Annotated in this window: 18 protein-coding genes and 5 tRNA genes; 6 read left to right on the top strand and 17 right to left on the bottom strand. The window is 40.2% G+C overall.

Annotated features, from left to right (window positions below; translation table 11 throughout):
* Positions 1–6 precede the first annotated feature (6 nt).
* From lon to OFN91_RS05905, 6 genes are read left to right on the top strand one after another with little or no spacing between them, the layout of a single operon-like run.
* Positions 7–2,403 carry an endopeptidase La gene (gene lon, locus OFN91_RS05930; RefSeq protein WP_270873596.1) on the top strand — a complete coding sequence of 799 codons (2,397 nt, stop codon included), beginning with the start codon at positions 7–9 and terminating at the stop codon, positions 2,401–2,403.
* A 24-nt stretch (positions 2,404–2,427) separates the two neighbouring features.
* The gene (hisB, locus tag OFN91_RS05925) at positions 2,428–3,000 is read left to right on the top strand and encodes an imidazoleglycerol-phosphate dehydratase HisB (protein WP_270873595.1); all 573 of its coding nucleotides are present in this window, start codon (positions 2,428–2,430) and stop codon (positions 2,998–3,000) included.
* Between the two features lie 2 nt (positions 3,001–3,002).
* Complete coding sequence (locus tag OFN91_RS05920) at positions 3,003–3,266, top strand: hypothetical protein (RefSeq protein WP_270859333.1); 264 nt, start codon at positions 3,003–3,005, stop codon at positions 3,264–3,266.
* An 18-nt stretch (positions 3,267–3,284) separates the two neighbouring features.
* Positions 3,285–3,515, top strand: a complete 231-nt coding sequence (locus OFN91_RS05915; RefSeq protein WP_270873594.1) for a hypothetical protein — start codon at positions 3,285–3,287, stop codon at positions 3,513–3,515.
* A 9-nt stretch (positions 3,516–3,524) separates the two neighbouring features.
* On the top strand, positions 3,525–3,662 hold the full coding sequence (locus tag OFN91_RS05910; RefSeq protein ID WP_270873593.1) for a hypothetical protein: 138 nt from the start codon (positions 3,525–3,527) through the stop codon (positions 3,660–3,662).
* A gap of 3 nt (positions 3,663–3,665) precedes the next feature.
* Positions 3,666–4,619: a PstS family phosphate ABC transporter substrate-binding protein gene (locus OFN91_RS05905; RefSeq protein ID WP_270873592.1), complete on the top strand. Its 954-nt coding sequence runs from the start codon at positions 3,666–3,668 to the stop codon at positions 4,617–4,619.
* 4 nt (positions 4,620–4,623) lie between these two features.
* Here the strand turns inward: OFN91_RS05905 and OFN91_RS05900 are convergent, their stop codons facing one another.
* The 17 genes from OFN91_RS05900 to OFN91_RS05820 all read right to left on the bottom strand — a co-directional run bounded on the left by OFN91_RS05900 (position 4,624) and on the right by OFN91_RS05820 (position 19,076).
* Positions 4,624–5,013 (bottom strand): DoxX family protein, encoded by a 390-nt coding sequence (locus OFN91_RS05900; protein WP_270873591.1) that lies wholly within the window; start codon positions 5,011–5,013, stop codon positions 4,624–4,626.
* 105 nt (positions 5,014–5,118) lie between these two features.
* Positions 5,119–9,633 (bottom strand): DNA-directed RNA polymerase subunit beta', encoded by a 4,515-nt coding sequence (rpoC, locus tag OFN91_RS05895; RefSeq protein ID WP_270862322.1) that lies wholly within the window; start codon positions 9,631–9,633, stop codon positions 5,119–5,121.
* Positions 9,630–13,766: a DNA-directed RNA polymerase subunit beta gene (gene rpoB / locus OFN91_RS05890; RefSeq protein ID WP_270873590.1), complete on the bottom strand. Its 4,137-nt coding sequence runs from the start codon at positions 13,764–13,766 to the stop codon at positions 9,630–9,632. The genes rpoC and rpoB overlap by 4 nt, the downstream gene beginning before the upstream one ends.
* A 93-nt stretch (positions 13,767–13,859) precedes the next feature.
* Positions 13,860–14,237 (bottom strand): 50S ribosomal protein L7/L12, encoded by a 378-nt coding sequence (gene rplL / locus OFN91_RS05885; protein ID WP_270862320.1) that lies wholly within the window; start codon positions 14,235–14,237, stop codon positions 13,860–13,862.
* Positions 14,238–14,260: 23 nt separating this feature from the next.
* A complete protein-coding gene (gene rplJ / locus OFN91_RS05880) occupies positions 14,261–14,740 on the bottom strand; it encodes a 50S ribosomal protein L10 (protein WP_270859325.1) in 480 nt (159 codons plus the stop codon).
* A gap of 125 nt (positions 14,741–14,865) precedes the next feature.
* The gene (gene rplA / locus OFN91_RS05875) at positions 14,866–15,567 is read right to left on the bottom strand and encodes a 50S ribosomal protein L1 (RefSeq protein ID WP_270859324.1); all 702 of its coding nucleotides are present in this window, start codon (positions 15,565–15,567) and stop codon (positions 14,866–14,868) included.
* 59 nt (positions 15,568–15,626) lie between these two features.
* Positions 15,627–16,052, bottom strand: coding sequence for a 50S ribosomal protein L11 (gene rplK, locus OFN91_RS05870; protein ID WP_270859323.1), 426 nt, complete (start codon positions 16,050–16,052; stop codon positions 15,627–15,629).
* Between the two features lie 23 nt (positions 16,053–16,075).
* Positions 16,076–16,606, bottom strand: coding sequence for a transcription termination/antitermination protein NusG (gene nusG, locus OFN91_RS05865; protein ID WP_270859322.1), 531 nt, complete (start codon positions 16,604–16,606; stop codon positions 16,076–16,078).
* Between the two features lie 12 nt (positions 16,607–16,618).
* Entirely contained in the window at positions 16,619–16,792 is a 174-nt protein-coding gene (gene secE, locus OFN91_RS05860) for a preprotein translocase subunit SecE (protein WP_270859321.1), read from the bottom strand.
* Between the two features lie 14 nt (positions 16,793–16,806).
* Positions 16,807–16,882 (bottom strand) — tRNA-Trp (locus OFN91_RS05855).
* A gap of 6 nt (positions 16,883–16,888) precedes the next feature.
* A complete protein-coding gene (rpmG, locus tag OFN91_RS05850; RefSeq protein ID WP_270859320.1) occupies positions 16,889–17,059 on the bottom strand; it encodes a 50S ribosomal protein L33 in 171 nt (56 codons plus the stop codon).
* A 56-nt stretch (positions 17,060–17,115) separates the two neighbouring features.
* A complete protein-coding gene (gene tuf / locus OFN91_RS05845; protein WP_270859319.1) occupies positions 17,116–18,315 on the bottom strand; it encodes an elongation factor Tu in 1,200 nt (399 codons plus the stop codon).
* Between the two features lie 57 nt (positions 18,316–18,372).
* Positions 18,373–18,447 (bottom strand) — tRNA-Thr (locus tag OFN91_RS05840).
* 112 nt (positions 18,448–18,559) lie between these two features.
* Positions 18,560–18,636: transfer RNA gene (locus tag OFN91_RS05835), tRNA-Gly, on the bottom strand.
* A gap of 9 nt (positions 18,637–18,645) precedes the next feature.
* Positions 18,646–18,730, bottom strand: a tRNA-Tyr gene (locus tag OFN91_RS05830).
* A gap of 35 nt (positions 18,731–18,765) precedes the next feature.
* Positions 18,766–18,841, bottom strand: a tRNA-Thr gene (locus tag OFN91_RS05825).
* Between the two features lie 85 nt (positions 18,842–18,926).
* Positions 18,927–19,076 (bottom strand): hypothetical protein, encoded by a 150-nt coding sequence (locus OFN91_RS05820; protein ID WP_270873589.1) that lies wholly within the window; start codon positions 19,074–19,076, stop codon positions 18,927–18,929.
* Positions 19,077–19,194: the final 118 nt, after the last annotated feature.

The following is a 19,194-nucleotide window of genomic DNA, read 5'->3' as shown; positions in this document are numbered from 1 at the left end:
TTTCTAATGCAGTTATCACAAAATAAAAAATTTCCCACAGATTTGCCGATTTTGGTCGAGGACGAGCTGTTTTTATACCCGTTTATGATAACTCCGCTTTTCATAAGCGATGAAAAAAACAAAAGAGCCATCGATCTTGCCATAAAAAACGAATCTATGATAATGGTAGTAAGCTCAACGCCCGAATTTAACGGCGACAGAAGCTTCGGCGGGATTTATCATATCGGCGTAATCGGCACTATCATGCGCACAGTGCCACTTCCTGATGGCAGGGTTAAAATTTTATTCCAAGGCTCTGCAAAGGGCAAAATTCTGCACGAAATTTCGCAAAACCCGCTATTTGCCACTATCGGTATCGTCCATGATGAGCGAGGCGACGAAGCGAAAATCGACGCATCAATCAATGTTTTAAAAGAGAGAGTCAAAGCCCTAAGTAGCCTAACGCATTTTTTCCCAAACGATCTGCTTAAAACTATCGAGGAAAACACAGACGCATCGCGAATTTGCGATTTAACACTAAGCGCGCTCAGGGTTAAAAAAGAGATAGCGTATTCATTTTTTTCGCAGTTAAATTTAGAAAAAAGAATTTTCGATCTCATCGCCTACATTGCCGATGAAATCGAATCTTATCGCCTCGAAAAAGAGATTAAAAGCAAAGTTCATAGCAAAATCGACCAAACAAACAAAGAGTATTTTTTAAAAGAGCAGTTAAAACAGATCCAAAAAGAGCTTGGCTCAGATAGCGACAGAGAGGTCGAAATCGAAGAATACAGAAAAAAACTAGACCTAAAAAAGCCATTTATCAGCGATGAAGCCTACAAAGAGATAAAAAAGCAAATCGACAAATTTGCGCGCCTTCACCCAGACAGCGCAGACGCAGGGCTTTCGCAAAGCTATCTAGACTGGGTTTTGGAAATCCCATTTGAGCAAATGGCAAAGGAAAAACTTTCAATCCAAAGCGTAAGCAAACAGCTAAACAAAGACCATTATTCCCTAGAAAAGCCAAAAGAGCGTATCGAAGAGTATTTTGCACTAAAAGAGCTTTTAGAGCTTCGCGGAAGCGTGGATAAAGAGGGCAAACGCGTGAATAATGGCGCGATTTTGTGCTTTTACGGACCTCCTGGCGTGGGTAAAACTAGCCTTGCAAACTCAATCGCAACTGCGCTAAAACGCAAATTAATCCGTATTGCGCTTGGCGGATTAGAAGATGTCAATGAGCTAAGAGGTCATCGCCGCACCTATGTAGGTGCCATGCCAGGGCGTTTGGTGCAGGGTTTAATCAGCGCAAAACAAATGAATCCAGTCGTCGTGCTAGATGAAATCGACAAGGTATCCACCTCGTATAAAGGCGATCCGACCGCTGTTTTGCTCGAAATTTTAGATCCAGAGCAAAATTCAGCATTTAGGGATTATTACCTAAATTTCGATATCGATTTAAGCAAGATTATTTTTATCGCCACAGCGAACGATATTTCTCAAATACCCGCCCCACTTCGCGACAGAATGGAGTTTATCGGGCTTAGCTCATACACCCCACAAGAGAAATTTCAAATCGCAAAAAACTATCTAATCCCGCAGGAATTAGAGCGACACGGGCTCAAACCAGCCGATATCAGCTTTCACTCTACTGCGCTTGAAAAAATCATTGCCGAATACACCAGAGAGTCAGGCGTGCGTAACCTGCGCCGACAAATCGCAGCGATTTGCCGTAAAATCGCCGTTAGAATTCTAAAAGATAGCGAATTTAAAAAACTTGCCATAACAACCAAAAATTTAGAAGAATTTTTGGATAAAAAGGTTTTTGAAATCGACGCCGTGAAAAAAACGAACCAAATCGGCATTGTAAATGGTCTAGCTTGGACGAGCGTAGGTGGCGATGTCCTAAAAATCGAAGCGATTAAAATCAAGGGCAAGGGTGCGATGACGATTACCGGTCAGCTTGGCGATGTGATGAAGGAATCCGCTCAAATCGCATTTAGCGTGATAAAAGTCCTAATAGACAATGGAAAATTAAAATTTGAAAAAAGCGCAAATTTGGCGAAAGATGAGCAAATTTATAACAAATTTGACCTGCATATCCATGTCCCAGAGGGCGCTACGCCAAAAGACGGCCCAAGTGCTGGAATCACGCTAGCAACGGCGATTGCATCGATTTTAAGCGAGAAAAAGGTGCGCTTCGATGTGGCGATGACAGGCGAGATTACGCTAAGTGGGGCTGTGCTTGCAATCGGGGGATTAAAGGAAAAATTAATCGCTGCGCACAAGGCCAAAATCACCCACGCCCTAATCCCGCGCAAAAATTTCGAGCGCGATTTGGACGAGATTCCAGATGAAGTCAAAAACGCCATGCAAATCACGCCAGTCGATCACATAGAAGATGTGCTAAAAATCGCATTGGTCTGAATTTAGCCTTTTAAAGGAGATGAAATGATAAGCAAAACTAGAAAAACAAAAGAAACCGACATAAGCTTAGAGCTTGAAATTTACGGCTCAGGCAAGGCTGAGATTAACACAGGAATTGGCTTTTTCGACCACATGCTCACAGCACTTTGCAAACACTCGCTAATGGATATAAAACTTGTTTGCAAAGGCGATTTGGAAGTGGATTTTCACCACAGCGTCGAAGACTGCGGAATCGTTCTGGGTGAAGCTATAAAAGAAGCTATTTATCCGATTCAAAATGTCGAGAGATACGGCGATAGCGTGGTCGTCATGGACGAAGCAGCCACTAGCTGTGCTTTGGATCTCTCAAACAGAGCATTTTTGGTTTATGAAGGTCTAAAAACCGGCAAAATCGGCGAATTTGACGCTGAGTTAATCGCTGAATTTTTTAGAGCTCTCGCGTTTAACGCTGGTATCACGCTACATCTCATAAATTTGCGTGGAGATAACACTCATCACATAGCAGAAGCCACATTTAAGGCGTTTGCCGTGGCTTTCAGACGAGCCGTCGCCAAAAATTCACGCACAGGAACGCCAAGCACAAAAGGTGTTTTGTAGCAATGGATACATTACTTTGGCTTTTTGAATTTTTTTGGATACTTTCGTATTCTTTATTTATCCCAATTAGTATAACAATAGTTTTGTTAATCATTTCATTATATGGTTTTATTGAGCTAAAAAGAAGCGATAAAGAAAATTTGGATTATCAAAATTTAAAAAAAGTAGTCTTAAAATTTGCCATTATAACCTGCATTTGTGCAGTTATTACAATTGATTTATATATCACAAATTTAATATTCCAAGAGCCAATTTTTCATATGTAAATTTAGGAAAGTTTTAAAATGGGCGATTTATTTTTTACAATACTTTTATGGGGAATTCCGATTTTATTGCTTGTCGGAGTTGGAATTGTCGATAAAAAAATTAGAACCTATCTTAATACAAGAGGTGGCTCAAAACTTACCAACACATTGATTTATATAATTTTATCTCTTGTAATTGTAGCGATTGTCTTTATTTCTTCTTTTGTGGCGCTTATGATTTTAATGTCATTGCCCGGTGCTACAATGTAAGGAAAAATTATGAGTGATGAAAAATTTTATAAAATTATCCTTGCGATTTGCGTTATTTGGGCATTTAGCGTGGCTGGATTAGTTGCTTATACTTTTGATTTGCAAAGCAAATGCTCGATTATTTCGTATATCGCAAACGGGAAATAAGCCGTGAAAAAATCTCAAATTTTAACAATCATTTCGCTCATTTTAGCGTTTTTGGCGTTTGATTTGGCATTTTATCACTGCATTACTAAAAGATATAAAAACTCTACAAACCCCGAAATGCAGGCAAAATCAATCGAAATTAGCAAATTTTTGCCATTTGATGAAAATTCGCAAATTTACAAAACAAAAGCGGACTTAAATTTACAAGGCGACTTGCCCGTCATCGACGGAGCGGCGGCTTTGTTTCCCGTATTTTCAGCTTTTGTGAGTGCGATTTATCCAAAAGAAAGCGTCAAATTTGACGGAGCAAATTTTACCGAGCAAAGCAGACTAAAATACACAAACACTCGTGGAGCTTATAAGGCTGTGGTTGATAAGAAAGCAGATTTGATTTTTGTCGCAAAGCCCTCAAATTCGCAACTACAATACGCCAAAGAAAATGGCGTGGATTTAGAATTCGTGCCAATCGGGCTTGAAGCCTTTGTTTTTATCGTCCATAAAGATAATCCCGTATCAAATTTAAGCACCGCTCAAATCAAGGAAATTTATAGCGGAAAAATCACAAAATGGTCGCAAGTAGGCGGGGCAAATTTATATATCGATGCCGTGCAACGAAACGAAGGTAGCGGTTCGCAAAGTGCGATGGTAGCGTTTATGAAAGATGAAAAAATGAAGCGAAACACGCTTGGATTTTTTGGCTCAGCCATTGGCTTTTCGTTTCGCTACTATGTCGAAACTCTCGTAGGAAATGGCAAAATCAAAATGTTAAGTCTAAACGGCGTGTATCCAAACAAAGAAAATATCAAAAACCGCTCGTATCCGATAATAGGCGAAATTTATGCCGTGTATGATAAAAATAACAAAAACGAAAATATCGCTAAAATTTTAGAGTGGATTTTAAGCGAACAAGGGCAAGAAATCATCGAGCAAAGCGGATATGTGGGGGTAAAATTTTAATTCGCTAATCTCTCACCACGCTAAATTTACCGCCGCCGCAGGCCAGCAAGCAAAGTGAAATTCCGATATAAAGGTATAAAATCTCCGCCTCAAATCCGCCGTGTTTTGATAATGCCAAAAAATCAGGGTGCGCTAGATAAAATATCACACCGCATAGCCCAAGCACGACGAGCGCGCCCACACGGGTAAAAAATCCGATGATTATCATCACAGGTGCGACGATTTCGCCCAAATACACGCCATACGCGATAAACTCAGGCAACCCTTTTGCGCCCAGCATGCCCTTTATACCGCCCACGCCGTTCATTATCTTTGCCACGCCATGCATAAAAAGGCAGACTCCAAGCGTCAAACGAAGCATTAATAATCCGAAATTTGGAAATGATTTAGGCATAGATAATCCCTTTTGTGGCGAAATTTTAAAATTTTAAAATTTGGCAAAATTCAAGAATTCTAAAATTTTAAAATTTAAAAAAGGGGCGAAATTTCGCCCCCAAAATTATTTTTTAAGCTTGACCTCTTTGTCTTTATATAGACCGGTTCCGACTGGGATTATGTGACCTAAAATGATATTTTCCTTCAAGTCCTCTAATCTATCAAATTTCGCCGCGATACTTGCCTCGGTTAGAACCTTGGTAGTCTCTTGGAAGGAAGCAGCCGAAATCACGCTATCGCTTCCCACAGCCGCTCTTGTGATACCAAGAAGCACTGGCTCAGCGATCGCTGGCTCGCCACCCATTTTCATAATGCGCTCATTTTCTTCTTTAAACCTGCGACGGCTGATTAAATCGCCGATGATTAGCTTAGTATCGCCACTATCTATAATGCGGACTTGGCGAAGCATTTGAGATACGATGATTTCGATATGTTTATCGTTAATCGCAACGCCTTGTGAGCGATAGACTTGTTGAACTTCGCTAACTAGGTAGTAATGAAGCGCCTTTTCGCCTAAAATTCTAAGCACATCGTGTGAGCTAATAGAGCCGTCAGTTAGCCTTTCGCCAGCATGGACAAACTCGCCGTTTCGGACCTGAATTTGGCGAGATTTATCTATTAGATACTCAGCCACAGTGCCGTCCTCGCCCTCGATGATTACGCGCTCTTTTGAGCTCATAGGTTTGCCAAATCTTACAGTTCCGTCGATATCAGCGATGATAGCGGTATTTTTTGATTTGCGCGCTTCAAAAAGCTCAGAAACGCGTGGCAAACCACCTGTGATATCTTTCGATTTCGCAGCGGCTTTTGGCGTCCTAGCTAGGATATCAGCGATCGCTACCTCATCTCCACTAGTTGCAAGAATTTGAGTTTTTGGTCCGATATTGTATTTCATCGGCTCGCCCTTGCTAGGTGTGATTACGATAGCTGGTTTTACGCCTTGTGGTAAATACTCGTTAATCACCAAACTACTATGTCCTGTCGCTTCATCGTATTGCTCAGTAGCTGTGTAACCTGGCTCGATATCCTCGTAGCTAACCACACCAGCGCACTCAGCTACCACAGGGGTAGTATATGGATCCCATTGAGCGATTACGGTGTTTTCTTCTTTTTTAGGTTTTGCGATGATATCATCGAATTTAACCTTGCTATTATCGTTAAATACAAGCACAGATTCGCGTGGGATATAGTGTCTGATAGCCTCTCTGCCGTTTTCATCAGAGATTACAGCATACATACCTTTTTCGGTTACGATATTTCCCTTTTTGATATCTTTTAGACGCTCTAAATAATCACCTTTTAAGATGAAATATTTGATCTCGCCAACTGCGCCTGATTTGATTTTTTGAGTTACAGGCTCGCCGTCTTGGACGCAAATTTCACTAGCAAACGGCACGCGAGCTGGGATATTCCAATCTGTTTTGATGATTTCAACCAAACTCTCGTTTTCTTCGATATTATCACCGTCTTTGCAAACGATATAGTATTTGCCCTCGACCTTACCACTAACACCAGCTAGCTCGTTTGGTTTAGCCAAATCGTGGCGGCGGATATTGTATTTAACCTCATCTTTTTTGCTTTTTACAGAGATATTGACATCATCGTGAGTTACTTCTATGCTTACCTTACCGCTAAATGGAGCTTTGATTTTTGGTTCGACCAAAAGCACAGCCGCATTACGGCGGTTCATTACGATATTTTTGCCATTATTTTCATAAGTTTTGACATTGTAATATCTGATATAACCCTCATCGCTAGCGATAACCTTATCTGCTTGTTGATCAGTAGCAGCCGTTCCACCTGCGTGGAAAGTTCTTAGCGTTAGTTGCGTTCCTGGCTCGCCGATTGATTGAGCTGAGATGATACCGACAGCCTCGCCTGGTTTTACCAGTTTGCCCTCGCCCAAATTCACGCCATAGCATTTAGCGCAAACACCCTTGTGAGCCTTGCAAGTAATCGGAGTTCTAATGCTGACTGATTTAATTCCAGCATCTACGATAGTGCGAACCTCTTTTTCGCCAAGAAGTGTGCCCTCGGTAAATAAAATTTCATTTGAAACTGGATCAATCACATCTGCACTTAGCACGCGACCCAAAATTCTATCGGCTAAATTCTCGACCAAAGTTCCGTTTTCGACGATTTCAGTTACTTCGATACCCTCGTGTGTGCCACAATCATGGATTGTAACGCGGACATTTTGAGCGACATCGATTAGCTTACGAGTAAGGTAACCAGCATTTGCCGTTTTAAGCGCAGTATCGGCTAGACCCTTTCTCGCACCGTGGGTTGAGATGAAGTATTCGTTCGCATCTAGTCCCTCGCGGAAATTTGATGTAATCGGGGTCTCGATAATCGAGCCATCTGGTTTAGACATCAAACCACGCATACCAGCTAATTGGCGAATTTGCTCTGAACTACCACGAGCGCCACTATCAGCCATCATATAGATTGAGTTAAAGCCGTCTTTGTCGTTTTTCATCAAATCCATCATCTCATCGGCTAGTTTTTTAGTCGTGCTTGTCCAAATTTGAATAGTTTTATTGTATCTCTCGCCCTCAGTTAGCAAACCGCCAGAGTATTGGTTTTGGACTTCGCGGACTTGATTTTTCGCGTCCTCGATCAAATTTGACTTAGAATTTGGCACGATGATATCTGAAACAGCGATTGAAATTCCAGCTTTTGTCGCCGACTCGAAACCTAAATTTTTAAGGTTATCTAGAAATTCAGCACTTACTTCCAAACCGCCATTTTTATAGACATAATCGACTAGTTCTGCGATATCTTTTTTCTTTAATTTTTTATTCCACAATGTATCTGGGATAAAATCAGGCAAGATCGATTTGATGACCAATCTACCAGCTGTCGTAAAGATAATGCGACCATCGACCATAGTTTTGATTTTAGCGTGGATATCGAGAGAATTCGCCTCCACAGCGACCATAACCTCATCGACATTGGCAAAAATTTTGTTTGTGCCTTTTGCACCAGCTTTTTCAAGGCTAAGATAATAAATTCCCAAAACCATATCTTGCGAAGGCACAGCCACAGGCTTACCGCTAGCTGGAAGCAAGATATTCATAGAACTTAGCATTAAAATTTTGCACTCTGCGATTGCCTCTTGGCTTAGTGGGACATGCACAGCCATTTGATCGCCGTCGAAGTCAGCGTTGAAAGCCGCACAAACAAGCGGGTGCAAACGAATAGCCTTACCCTCGATTAGGACTGGGTGGAAGGCTTGGATTGACATTTTATGAAGTGTCGGCGCACGGTTTAGCATGACAGGGTGGCCTTTAACGACCTCTTCTAGGCACTCCCAAACCTCATTTACCTTGCCCTCAATCATTTTTTTGGCTTGTTTTACGGTTGTTGCATAGCCTTTTTCTTGAAGTCTAGCTATCAAATGTGGTTTAAATAGCTCTAATGCCATTGTTTTTGGCAGACCGCATTGATCCATACGCAAATTTGGACCTACGACGATAACTGAACGACCTGAGAAATCGACGCGTTTTCCAAGCAAATTTTGTCTAAAACGGCCTTGTTTTCCTTTGATAATCTCACTTAGAGATTTTAGCGGGCGTTTGTTTGCGCCTTTTACAGCGTTTGCCTTTCTGCCGTTATCAAATAGCGCATCGACAGCTTCTTGGAGCATGCGTTTTTCGTTGCGAATAATAATCTCTGGCGCGTCAAGCTCCAAAAGTTTTTTAAGGCGAGTGTTACGATTGATAACTCTGCGGTATAAATCATTGACATCTGAAACCGCAAATTTACCGCCGTCAAGGCTAACTAGCGGTCTTAAATCCGCTGGTAGAACCGGTAAATTTGTAATCATCATCCACTCTGGTTTGTTGCCAGAATTTAAAAAGCTCTCTACGACTTTTAGGCGTTTGATTATATTTTTTTTCTTTAATTCTGAATTTGTGCTAGCCATTTCCTCTTTCAAATTTGAAAGAATTTCGACCAAATCAAGATCTGCTAGCATATCTCTGATAACTTCACCACCCATTTTAGCCACAAAACCAGTTTGCTCAAATCTCTCGCGCAAGCTTTGGTATTGCTCTTCGTTTAAGACATCGTATTTTTCGACTTTTTTAGTGTTTTCGTTATCATAATACGCACTACCAGCGCTCTCTACGATATATGCCTCGTAGTAAAGCACGCGCTCTAAATCTTTCATTTTGATATTCAAAAGCGTGCCGATACGGCTAGGGAGCGAATTTACATACCAAATGTGCGCTACTGGGGTAACTAGCTCGATATGTCCCATGCGTGTGCGGCGAACCTTTGAACTAGTGATTTCTACGCCACATTTTTCGCATTTCCAGCCTTTGTAGCGCATTTTTTTGTATTTTCCGCAAATGCACTCATAATCCCTTACTGGACCAAAAATTTTAGCGCAAAACAAGCCGTCTCGTTCAGGTTTTAGCGTGCGATAGTTGATAGTTTCTGGCTTTTTAACCTCGCCGTGGCTCCAATTTTTGATTTGCTCAGGGCTAGCAAGTCTTATGGCAAATACATCAAAATCTTGAACTCTACCGTCTTCTTTAATTTCAATTTTTTCTAAGCTATTGTTTTCGCTCATTTCTTTTCCCCGTTTCCGTAAATTTCAACATCCAAAGCAAGTGATTTAAGCTCGTTTGTTAAAACAAAAAATGTCTCAGGAATTCCTGTTGTTGGAACATTTTCGCCTCTGGTAAGTGCTTTATACGCCGCCAAACGACCATCGACATCATCTGATTTGACAGTTAGCATTTCGCGCAAGGTATATGCCGCACCATAAGCTTCAAGCGCCCAAACTTCCATTTCTCCAAATCTTTGACCACCAAATAGCGCTTTACCGCCGACTGGTTGCTGTGTAACAAGGCTATAAGGGCCTGTGCTTCTAGCATGGACTTTTTCATCGACAAGGTGGTGGAGTTTGAGATAATACATACAACCCACATTTACGCGCTCTTTAATCTTTTCGCCTGTGCGTCCATCATAAAGCTCGGTTTTGCCATCAGCGTCGATTTTCGCCATTTCAAATAGTTTCGCAAAATCCTCAGGCACGATTCCCTCAAAAATCGGAGCTGCAAATCTAACGCCCTTGCTCCAATCTCTGGCGTATTTCAAAAGCTCTTCATCGCTGATTTTTTCTAGCGTTTTCTTAGCGTCCATAAGCTTAGAAACATTTGCGATATCAATCATTTTAGCACGAAGTTCTTTTAGCCACTCGCCAGTTTTTTGCTCTAAAATTTCAGCGATTTGCTCGCCCAAACGCCAGCCTACTAAACCTAAGTGGCTCTCCATGATTTGACCGATATTCATACGGCTTGGAACGCCTAGTGGATTTAGGACGATATCTACTCTTTGACCATTTGGAAGGTATGGCATATCGACCTCTGGGACGATATTTGATACGATACCTTTGTTTCCGTGGCGTCCAGCCATTTTGTCGCCGACTTTTAGTTTGCGTTTAGTTGCGACATAGACTTTGACTAGTTTTACTACGCCACTTGGCAAGATATCATCTTTTTCCAAAATTTCGATTTTTTCATCGTGCTCTTCTTTTAGCTTTCGTTTTTCGTTTTGGAAGTGGTTTTTCAGATCCTCATACTCTTTTTGAATTTTCTTAGAGTAGCCTTTGATAAACGAATTTAGCGTAAAGCGGTTTGAGCTTTCAAGCTCTTCTTTGCTAACGATATCGCCTTTTTTATACTCTTTTTTATTTAGGCTTTGTGCGCTTTCTAGCTTGCTTTTTGATAGCAAGGCTACGACTTTTAGCATTTCTTCGCGATCTAACATCAAAAGTCTATCGTGATGCTCGCGCTCTAACTCTGTCTTTTCGTCCTCATAAGCTTTGTTTGTTCTAGGATCTTTTTCATAGCCTTTTTTGGTGAAAATTTTGACATCGATTACCACGCCTTCCATAGAAGCTGTCGCATAGAGTGATTTATTTACCACATGTCCTGCTTTTTCGCCAAAAATCGCTCTTAAAAGTCTTTCCTCTGGGGTTGGTTTAACCTCGCCTTTTGGAGTTACTTTTCCTACCAAAATCATACCAGGTTTGACATGGGTTCCGATTTTGATAATTCCACTCTCATCAAGGTGAGAAAGCTCTTCTTCCTTGATATTTGGGATATCTCTGGTGATCTCTTCTACGCCGTCTTTTAGCTCTCTGGCTTCAATCTCTTTCTCATAAATATGCACGCTTGTGTATTCATCAGCGCGAATCATCTTCTCGCTCATTACGACGGCGTCCTCGTAGTTATAACCATGCCATGGCATAAACGCGATTAGAGCATTTTTACCGATAGCTAGCTCGCCGCCGTCCATGCTAGGGCCGTCTGCGATGATTTGTCCCTCTTTGACACTATCGCCTTTGCGCACAATTGGGTGCTGAGAAAATGTAGTGTTTTGGTTAGTGCGTAAATTTTTCTCCATTGAGTAGTGATCGATAAACGGACCTTTTTCATCTTCGCCTAAGATAAAGATATTTTTGTTATCTACTTTTTCGACCACGCCGGCTCTTTTGGCCTTAATCGCTTCCCAAGAATCCCTTGCGATAGTCGCTTCCATACCTGTGCCTACAATCGGAGCAGTTGCGTATAGAAGTGGAACTGCTTGGCGTTGCATGTTTGAACCCATTAGCGCGCGGTTGGCGTCATCGTGCTCCAAAAATGGAATAAGTGAAGCAGCCACACCAGCAATCATACCAGAGCAAAGGTCGATTAGAGTGATATCCTCGCGTCTAGCCATAAGGTTTTCGCCGTCTTTTCTAGCTTCTAGCATTTCCTCGATAATCGCGCCGTTTTCGTCTAATTTAGCAGAAGCAGGAGCGATTACATGACCCTCTTCTTGTGTAGCAGTTAGATAAACGATTTCGTCTGTTACCTTACCATCGACAACCTTTTTATAAGGAGCTTCGACAAAGCCTAAATCATTTACCTTAGCGTAAGTTGCAAGGGTATTGATAAGACCGATGTTTTGACCCTCTGGGGTTTCGATTGGACAAATTCTACCATAGTGAGTCGGATGGACATCGCGCACCTCAAATCCAGCGCGCTCTTTAACCAAACCGCCCTCGCCAAGAGCAGATAAACGACGCTTGTGAGTAACCTCGCTAAGTGGGTTTGTCTGATCCATAAATTGGCTCAACTGACCGCCTGTGAAGAATTCCATAAGTGTAGTTGTGATGATTTTTGGATTGACAAAATCATAAGGCATAAGCTCATCGATATTTCCGCTAATGCTTGCAAATTTATCTTTTATAGCTTTTTGAACCTTGATAAATCCAAGGTGCATTTCACTAGCCAAAAGCTCGCCGATAGAGCGAATTCTACGATTGCCTAGATTATCTCTATCATCGATAAAGCCTTCGCCATTTTTAACTTTTATCAAATATTTTGCTGTTTTTATAATGTCTTCGTTAGTTAGCACCGTTACATACTCTGGTGTTTCATTGCCAAGTTTGTGGTTCATTTTCATACGGCCGACTTTTGTAAGGTCGTATCTTTCAGGGTTAAAAAACAGATCATTTACAAACGATCTTGCAGTCTCTTTAACCACTGGCTCGCCAGGGCGCATAACTTTATAAATTCTAATAGCTGCTAAATCGTTTTCATCATCAACGCCTTCGCTTTGTTGTAAAATTTTAAGAGCTTCGCTATCTTGGGCAAATGAGTTGATGATAGAGGCATCGACACCGCTAGCTAAATCGTTTGCGATAGTAAATTTTTTCTGCGAATTTGCAATAGCGACTAGCTTGGCTTCATCTAACGCAGCAAGCGAATCATATATAACCTCGCCACTATCTTTATCAAAAATCGCGTCTGCTAAGTGGCGCTCTGCTAAAATTTCAGCTGGGTATTCTATAAGCTTCAACCCCTCTTCTGCCAATTTTTCAGCTTTTTTTAGAGTTAAACGCTTGCTTGCTTGGTGCAAAACCTCGCCCTTTTCGTTGATGATATCATAATCAAGTCTGCCAGCATACTCTTTTGGATCGAAATCTGTTAAGAATTTGCCTTTTTTGACATAGATTGTTTTAATCGGATAAAATAGTTTTATAATGTCTTGTTTTTTATATCCAAGTGCGCGGAAAAGTATAGTAATAGGAACCTTGCGTCGTTTATTAATGCGCACATACAATACATCTTTCGCATCGTATTCGAAATATAGCCAGTTGCCACGATCTGGTATGATTTGGGCTGTGTAGATTAGTTTGTTTAATACAGTCGGGCTCTCTTCTTCTTTGAAAATAACGCCAGGGCTTCTGTGTAGTTGATTTACCACGACACGCTCGACACCGTTGATGATAAATGAAATTCTATCGGTGATAAGCGGAATATCGCGAATATAAATATCTTGTTCTTTTATATCTTTAACGCCGATTTTTTCGCCTGTTTTATCATCTCGCTCATGCACGATTAGGCGAATTTTCATCTTTAAATTTACAGAATATGTAAGACCACGCTCCATACACTCTCTAATCGAGTATTTTGGCTTGGAAAGCTCGCTACTTACATACTCGATGCTTAGTCTATTTTGAGCATCATGAATAGGAAAGATAGCACGGAAGACTTTTTCTATACCACTATCTGCATTTGAGTTATCAAGATTTAAAAAGTGATCAAAACTTTTTTTTTGTAATTGTAATAAATTTGGTATCTCTATATCTTTTGGGACCTTAGAAAAATCAACTCTAAGACGATTACCTGAATATAAGCTATTTAACATTCTACTACCTCGTAGTTGTATTTTAAGAAAGAAGTGTCGGCGCTTGCACACCGACACACATTATGATTTGCAAAACTAATAAATTTTGCGAGATTATTTAAGTTCGACCTTAGCGCCTGCTTCTTCAAGCTCTTTTTTAGCTTTTTCAGCATCTTCTTTGCTAACGCCCTCTTTAAGAACAGATGGTGTAGACTCAGTAGCGTCTTTTGCCTCTTTAAGACCAAGACCTGTAAGAGCACGAACGACTTTAATAACATTGATTTTTTTGTCGCCTGCATCAACTAATACGATATCGAATTCAGTTTTTTCCTCAGCTGCTGCTGCACCTGCTGCTGCACCTGCTGCGCCAGCTACCATAACAGGAGCTGCACTAACGCCGAATTTCTCTTCGAATTCTTTAACTAATTCGCTAAGCTCTAAAACTGAAAGATTAGAAATGAATTCTAATACATCTTCTTTTGTAATTGCCATTGTTTTTCTCCTAAATTTTTATTTTATGCTGTTTGTTCTTTTTTTTCTTTAAGCGCATTTAAGCCGATTGTAAAATTTTGAATCGGTGCGTTCCAGACTTGAAGTAACATTGCGATAAGCTCGTCTCTGCTTGGCATTTTTGAAAGCGCGCGAACTTTTTCGATGCTAGTAACTTCACCATCGACATAAGCAGTTTTAAGTGCAAATGCTTCGTTTTTTTCTTCAAATTTAGCAGCAACTTTACATACTGAAAGTTGATCGCCCCATAAGAAAATATTTGTATCTTTGAAACTCATACCATCTTTTTCGGCGTTTTTCAAAGCGATAGCTGCTAATGTATTTTTGATAACTCTGACTTTTACATCAAGCTCACGAGCGCTATTTCTAAGTTCTTCTAGTTTTTTAACATCTAGACCTTTGAAATCAGATATAACAATAGCTTCGCTATTTTTGAAAGCTTCGCTTAGTTCTGCTACGATTTGTGATTTTTCATCTCTCGTCATTAGGTTTCTCCTTTCCGATCGGTGATTTCAAGCCAAGAGATTTAAATTTAAGCTAGTTAAATTTAAATCAATTAAGTCAAAGCGACCTTGAACTATCTCCAATCTAAGATAAAAATTTTAAATTTTTATTTTAAATCAATAACTTCTTGGCTATCAAGAGTAACAGCTGGGCTCATAGTTAGCGAAAGTGCTGCATGAGTCACATATCTACCTTTTGCAGTAGCTGGTTTGTGTTTGTTAATGGCTTTGATAAATGTTGTAACATTATCCAAAAGTTGTTCTTTGCTAAAACTTACTTTTCCAAGACCAGCGTGGATATTTCCTTGTTTATCAACGCGGAAATTTACTTGACCACCTTTTGCATTTTTGACAGCTTGTGCTACATCCATTGTAACAGTGCCTGTTTTAGGGTTTGGCATTACGCCTTTTGGTCCAAGAATTCTACCTACTTTACCGACTAATCCCATTAAATTCGGAGTAGCGATAAGAACATCGAAATTTATAATACCTTTTTGGATTTCCTCGATTAAATCATCTGCGCCTACGATATCAGCACCAGCCTCTTGTGCCTCAGTTGCTTTTGCATCTTTTGCGATAACAGCAACGCGAACGCTCTTGCCTGTGCCAGCTGGTAAAACGATAGAGCCGCGAACCATTTGGTCTGCGTGGCGTGGATCTACATTTAGTTTAAGAGCGATTTCAACAGTTTCGTCAAATTTAGCAGATGCTAGACCTTTTACTGTATCGATAGCCTCAGATATATTGTATAGTTTATTAGAATCAACTTTTTTCAAAAGTTCATTAAATCTTTTCGAATTTTTTGACATATATTTCTCCGCAATTTTAAAGTGCTACCGCTTTTATTTAAATCTTAGCGGTCAAAAGATTAATCTACTATGGTAATACCCATAGAGCGTGCAGAACCAGCAATGATTCTAGCTGCTTGTTCGCGATCGTTGGTATTTAAATCAGCGATTTTTTTCTCAACGATTTCCAAAACTTGCGCTTTTGTTAAAGTCGCAACTTTTTTCTTCAAAGGATTGTCTGAACCTTTGTCGATTTTAGCTGCTTTTTTAATCAAATCTGTCGCAGGTGGTTGTTTTGTGATAAATGTAAAGCTTTTATCAGCATAAACAGTGATAACAACAGGGATATTATAACCTGCCATATCTTTTGTGCGCTCGTTAAATGCTTTACAAAATTCCATAATATTTACGCCTTTTTGACCCAAAGCTGGACCAACTGGCGGACTTGGATTTGCTTTTGTAGCGGCGATTTGTAATTTAATCTCACCAACAACTTTCTTAGCCATTTACTATACTCCTTATTAAATTTTTAAATTATCTTTTCGACTTGTGAATATGAAATTTCAATCGGCGTGCTTCTACCAAAGATAGAAACATTTAATCTAAGCTTGCCGTGAAGCATATCATACTCTTCGACAATACCATTAAAATTCGCAAATGGTCCATCGATAATTCTAACAGTCTCGCCCTCATCAAAATTAATTTTTGGTTTTGGTGCTTGACGATTATTGATTTTTTCAAGAATTATTGCGATATCTTTTTCCAATAAAGGAGAAGGTTTCTTAGCCTCGCCGATAAAGCGACTAACTTTTGGCAAAATTTGAATTCTATGCCATAAAGTAGTGTCTAAATCTAAATTTGCAAAACAATATCCAGGATATAAACTTCTCTCTTTGATAGTTTGTTTTGTGTTTTTGACCTCGATAACATCTTCTGTGGGAACTAAAACCTCACCGATTTTATCTGCAAGCATCTCATCAGCTTTTAGAGCTTCGATAGCATTTTTTACTGCCATTTCACTGCCAGCATAAGTCTGAATTGCATACCATTTATGTGCCATAAAAAAACCTTTCTATGCAGTAATTGCAGTAGACATTAGAAAATCTACCAAAGCCAAAAATAACGCTATGACCACAACCACAACAACTACTGAAATATAAGCAGTTCTTGTTTGCTCTTTTGTTGGAAAAATTACCTTATCTAATTCTATTCTTGCTTGTCTATAATATTCTTTAATTTTTTCCATAATCCCTATCCTCGTGGCAGGGCAAGAGGGATTCGAACCCCCAACCATCGGATTTGGAATCCGGCGCTCTACCGTTGGAGCTATTGCCCTATAAACTTATTTAAGCTTAACTTCCTTGTGAAGTGTGTGTTTTTTTAATCTAGGGCAGTATTTTTTAAGTTCCAATTTTTCTGTTGTTGTTTTGCTGTTTTTATAAGTGCTGTAATTGATATCTCCGCACTCAGAACATTTTAGACCAATTTTTACTCTACTTGAATTTTTTGCCATATTACTTCCTTAAATTTAAAAAAACAGACGGATTCGAAAATCCGTCTGTATAAAAATTATGCAATGATGTTTGAAACAACACCTGAACCAACAGTTCTACCACCCTCACGGATAGCGAATCTTGTTCCTTGTTCAAGAGCAACAGGAGCGATAAGCTCAACTGTGATTTTAACATTATCACCAGGCATAACCATCTCTGTGCCAGCAGGTAGAGTGATTGAGCCAGTAACATCTGTTGTTCTAACATAGAATTGTGGTCTATAATTGTTAAAGAAAGGAGTGTGGCGTCCACCTTCCTCTTTTGTTAGAATATAAACTTCACCTTCGAATTTTGTGTGAGGAGTGATTGATTTTGGTTTGCATAGAACCATACCTCTTTCAACTTCTTCTTTTTTAGTTCCTCTTAGCAATACACCGACATTATCGCCAGCTTCGCCTTGATCCATCTCTTTTCTAAACATCTCAACGCCAGTAACTGTTGTTGTTTGAGTTGGTTTAAGACCAACGATTTCGATTGTGTCGCCTACTTTAACAACACCTTTTTCGATTCTACCAGTTACAACTGTACCACGACCTGAGATTGAGAAAATATCTTCGATTGGCATCAAGAAATCTTTATCAGTGTCGCGAGTTGGAGTTGGGATATAGCTATCAACAGCGTTCATAAGATCCATGATTTTTGCTGACCACTCGCCGTCGTTACCAGCTTTTGCCTCTTCAAGAGCTTGAAGCGCTGAACCAGCTACGATTGGAGTATCATCACCTGGGAAGTTGTATTCATTTAGAAGCTCTCTAACTTCCATTTCAACTAGTTCTAGGAGCTCAGGATCATCAACCATATCAGTTTTGTTTAGGAAAACAACGATGTATGGAACACCAACTTGGCGAGATAGCAAGATGTGCTCTCTTGTTTGTGGCATAGGACCATCAGCTGCTGAAACAACTAGGATAGCGCCGTCCATTTGAGCAGCACCAGTAATCATGTTTTTAACATAGTCAGCGTGGCCTGGGCAATCAACGTGAGCATAGTGGCGAGACTCTGTTTCATACTCAATGTGAGATGTAGCGATAGTGATACCGCGCTCTTTTTCCTCAGGAGCATTATCGATATTGTCGTAATCTTTAAGCTCAGCAAGACCTCTTCTAGAAAGAACAGCAGAAATAGCAGCTGTCAAAGTAGTTTTACCATGATCGACGTGACCAATAGTACCAATGTTTACGTGTGGCTTGTTACGAGTAAATTTTTCTTTAGCCATCATATCCTCCGTTATTAATTTGTGGTTACACAATAAAAAACTAAGCAATTTTCTAAATGGAGCTCATAGCGGGACTTGAACCCGCGACCTCTTCCTTACCAAGGAAGTGCTCTACCTCTGAGCCATATGAGCATTACCCCTGGCCAAGAGAAATCGCTACCTACTATCTGACAATGTAAGACGAAATTTGGATATAAAAGCGTATAAAAGCATTAAGTTTTTACAGCTCCCAGTAAAACCCAAATGGAGCGGGAAACGGGGCTCGAACCCGCGACCCTCAGCTTGGAAGGCTGATGCTCTAGCCAACTGAGCTACTCCCGCATAGATTCATGGTGGTGAGACGTGGATTCGAACCACGGAAGACATAGTCAGCAGATTTACAGTCTGCCCTCGTTGGCCACTTGAGTATCTCACCTAATGAAAATCTGGTCAAACACTGTTACAAAAAAATGGAGCTGGTGAACGGACTTGAACCGCCGACCCACTGCTTACAAGGCAGTAGCTCTACCAACTGAGCTACACCAGCATTTTGAAATTGAAGTTTGGATTATATCTGAAAAAAAAATCTTTGTCAAGGTTTTTTTGAAAATTTTAAGTCAAAATTTCAAATTTTACTCCCCTTTTTGCTGCGGTATTATGTTTCCGCATTTTTTACACACTGCAAACGGCTTCGTGCAACTAAATACAAAAATTTGCAAATTTCCACATTTTGGGCATTTTACCAACTTTGGTTTTCCAGGAATTATGCCGTTGATTTTCATTTTTTATCCTTTATAATCGATTTTTTGTTTTTCTCGCAAAAGCGCAGGTATCGCGCCGTCTCGCCCTATGCCTAAAATTCTGCTTCTTAGCAAATTTATCTCACGCAGGCTCGCCTTT

The sequence above is a fragment of the Campylobacter sp. JMF_08 NE1 genome (assembly GCF_027737875.1).
Classification (GTDB): domain Bacteria; phylum Campylobacterota; class Campylobacteria; order Campylobacterales; family Campylobacteraceae; genus Campylobacter_B.
This window is presented reverse-complemented; position numbering and strand designations above follow the sequence as displayed.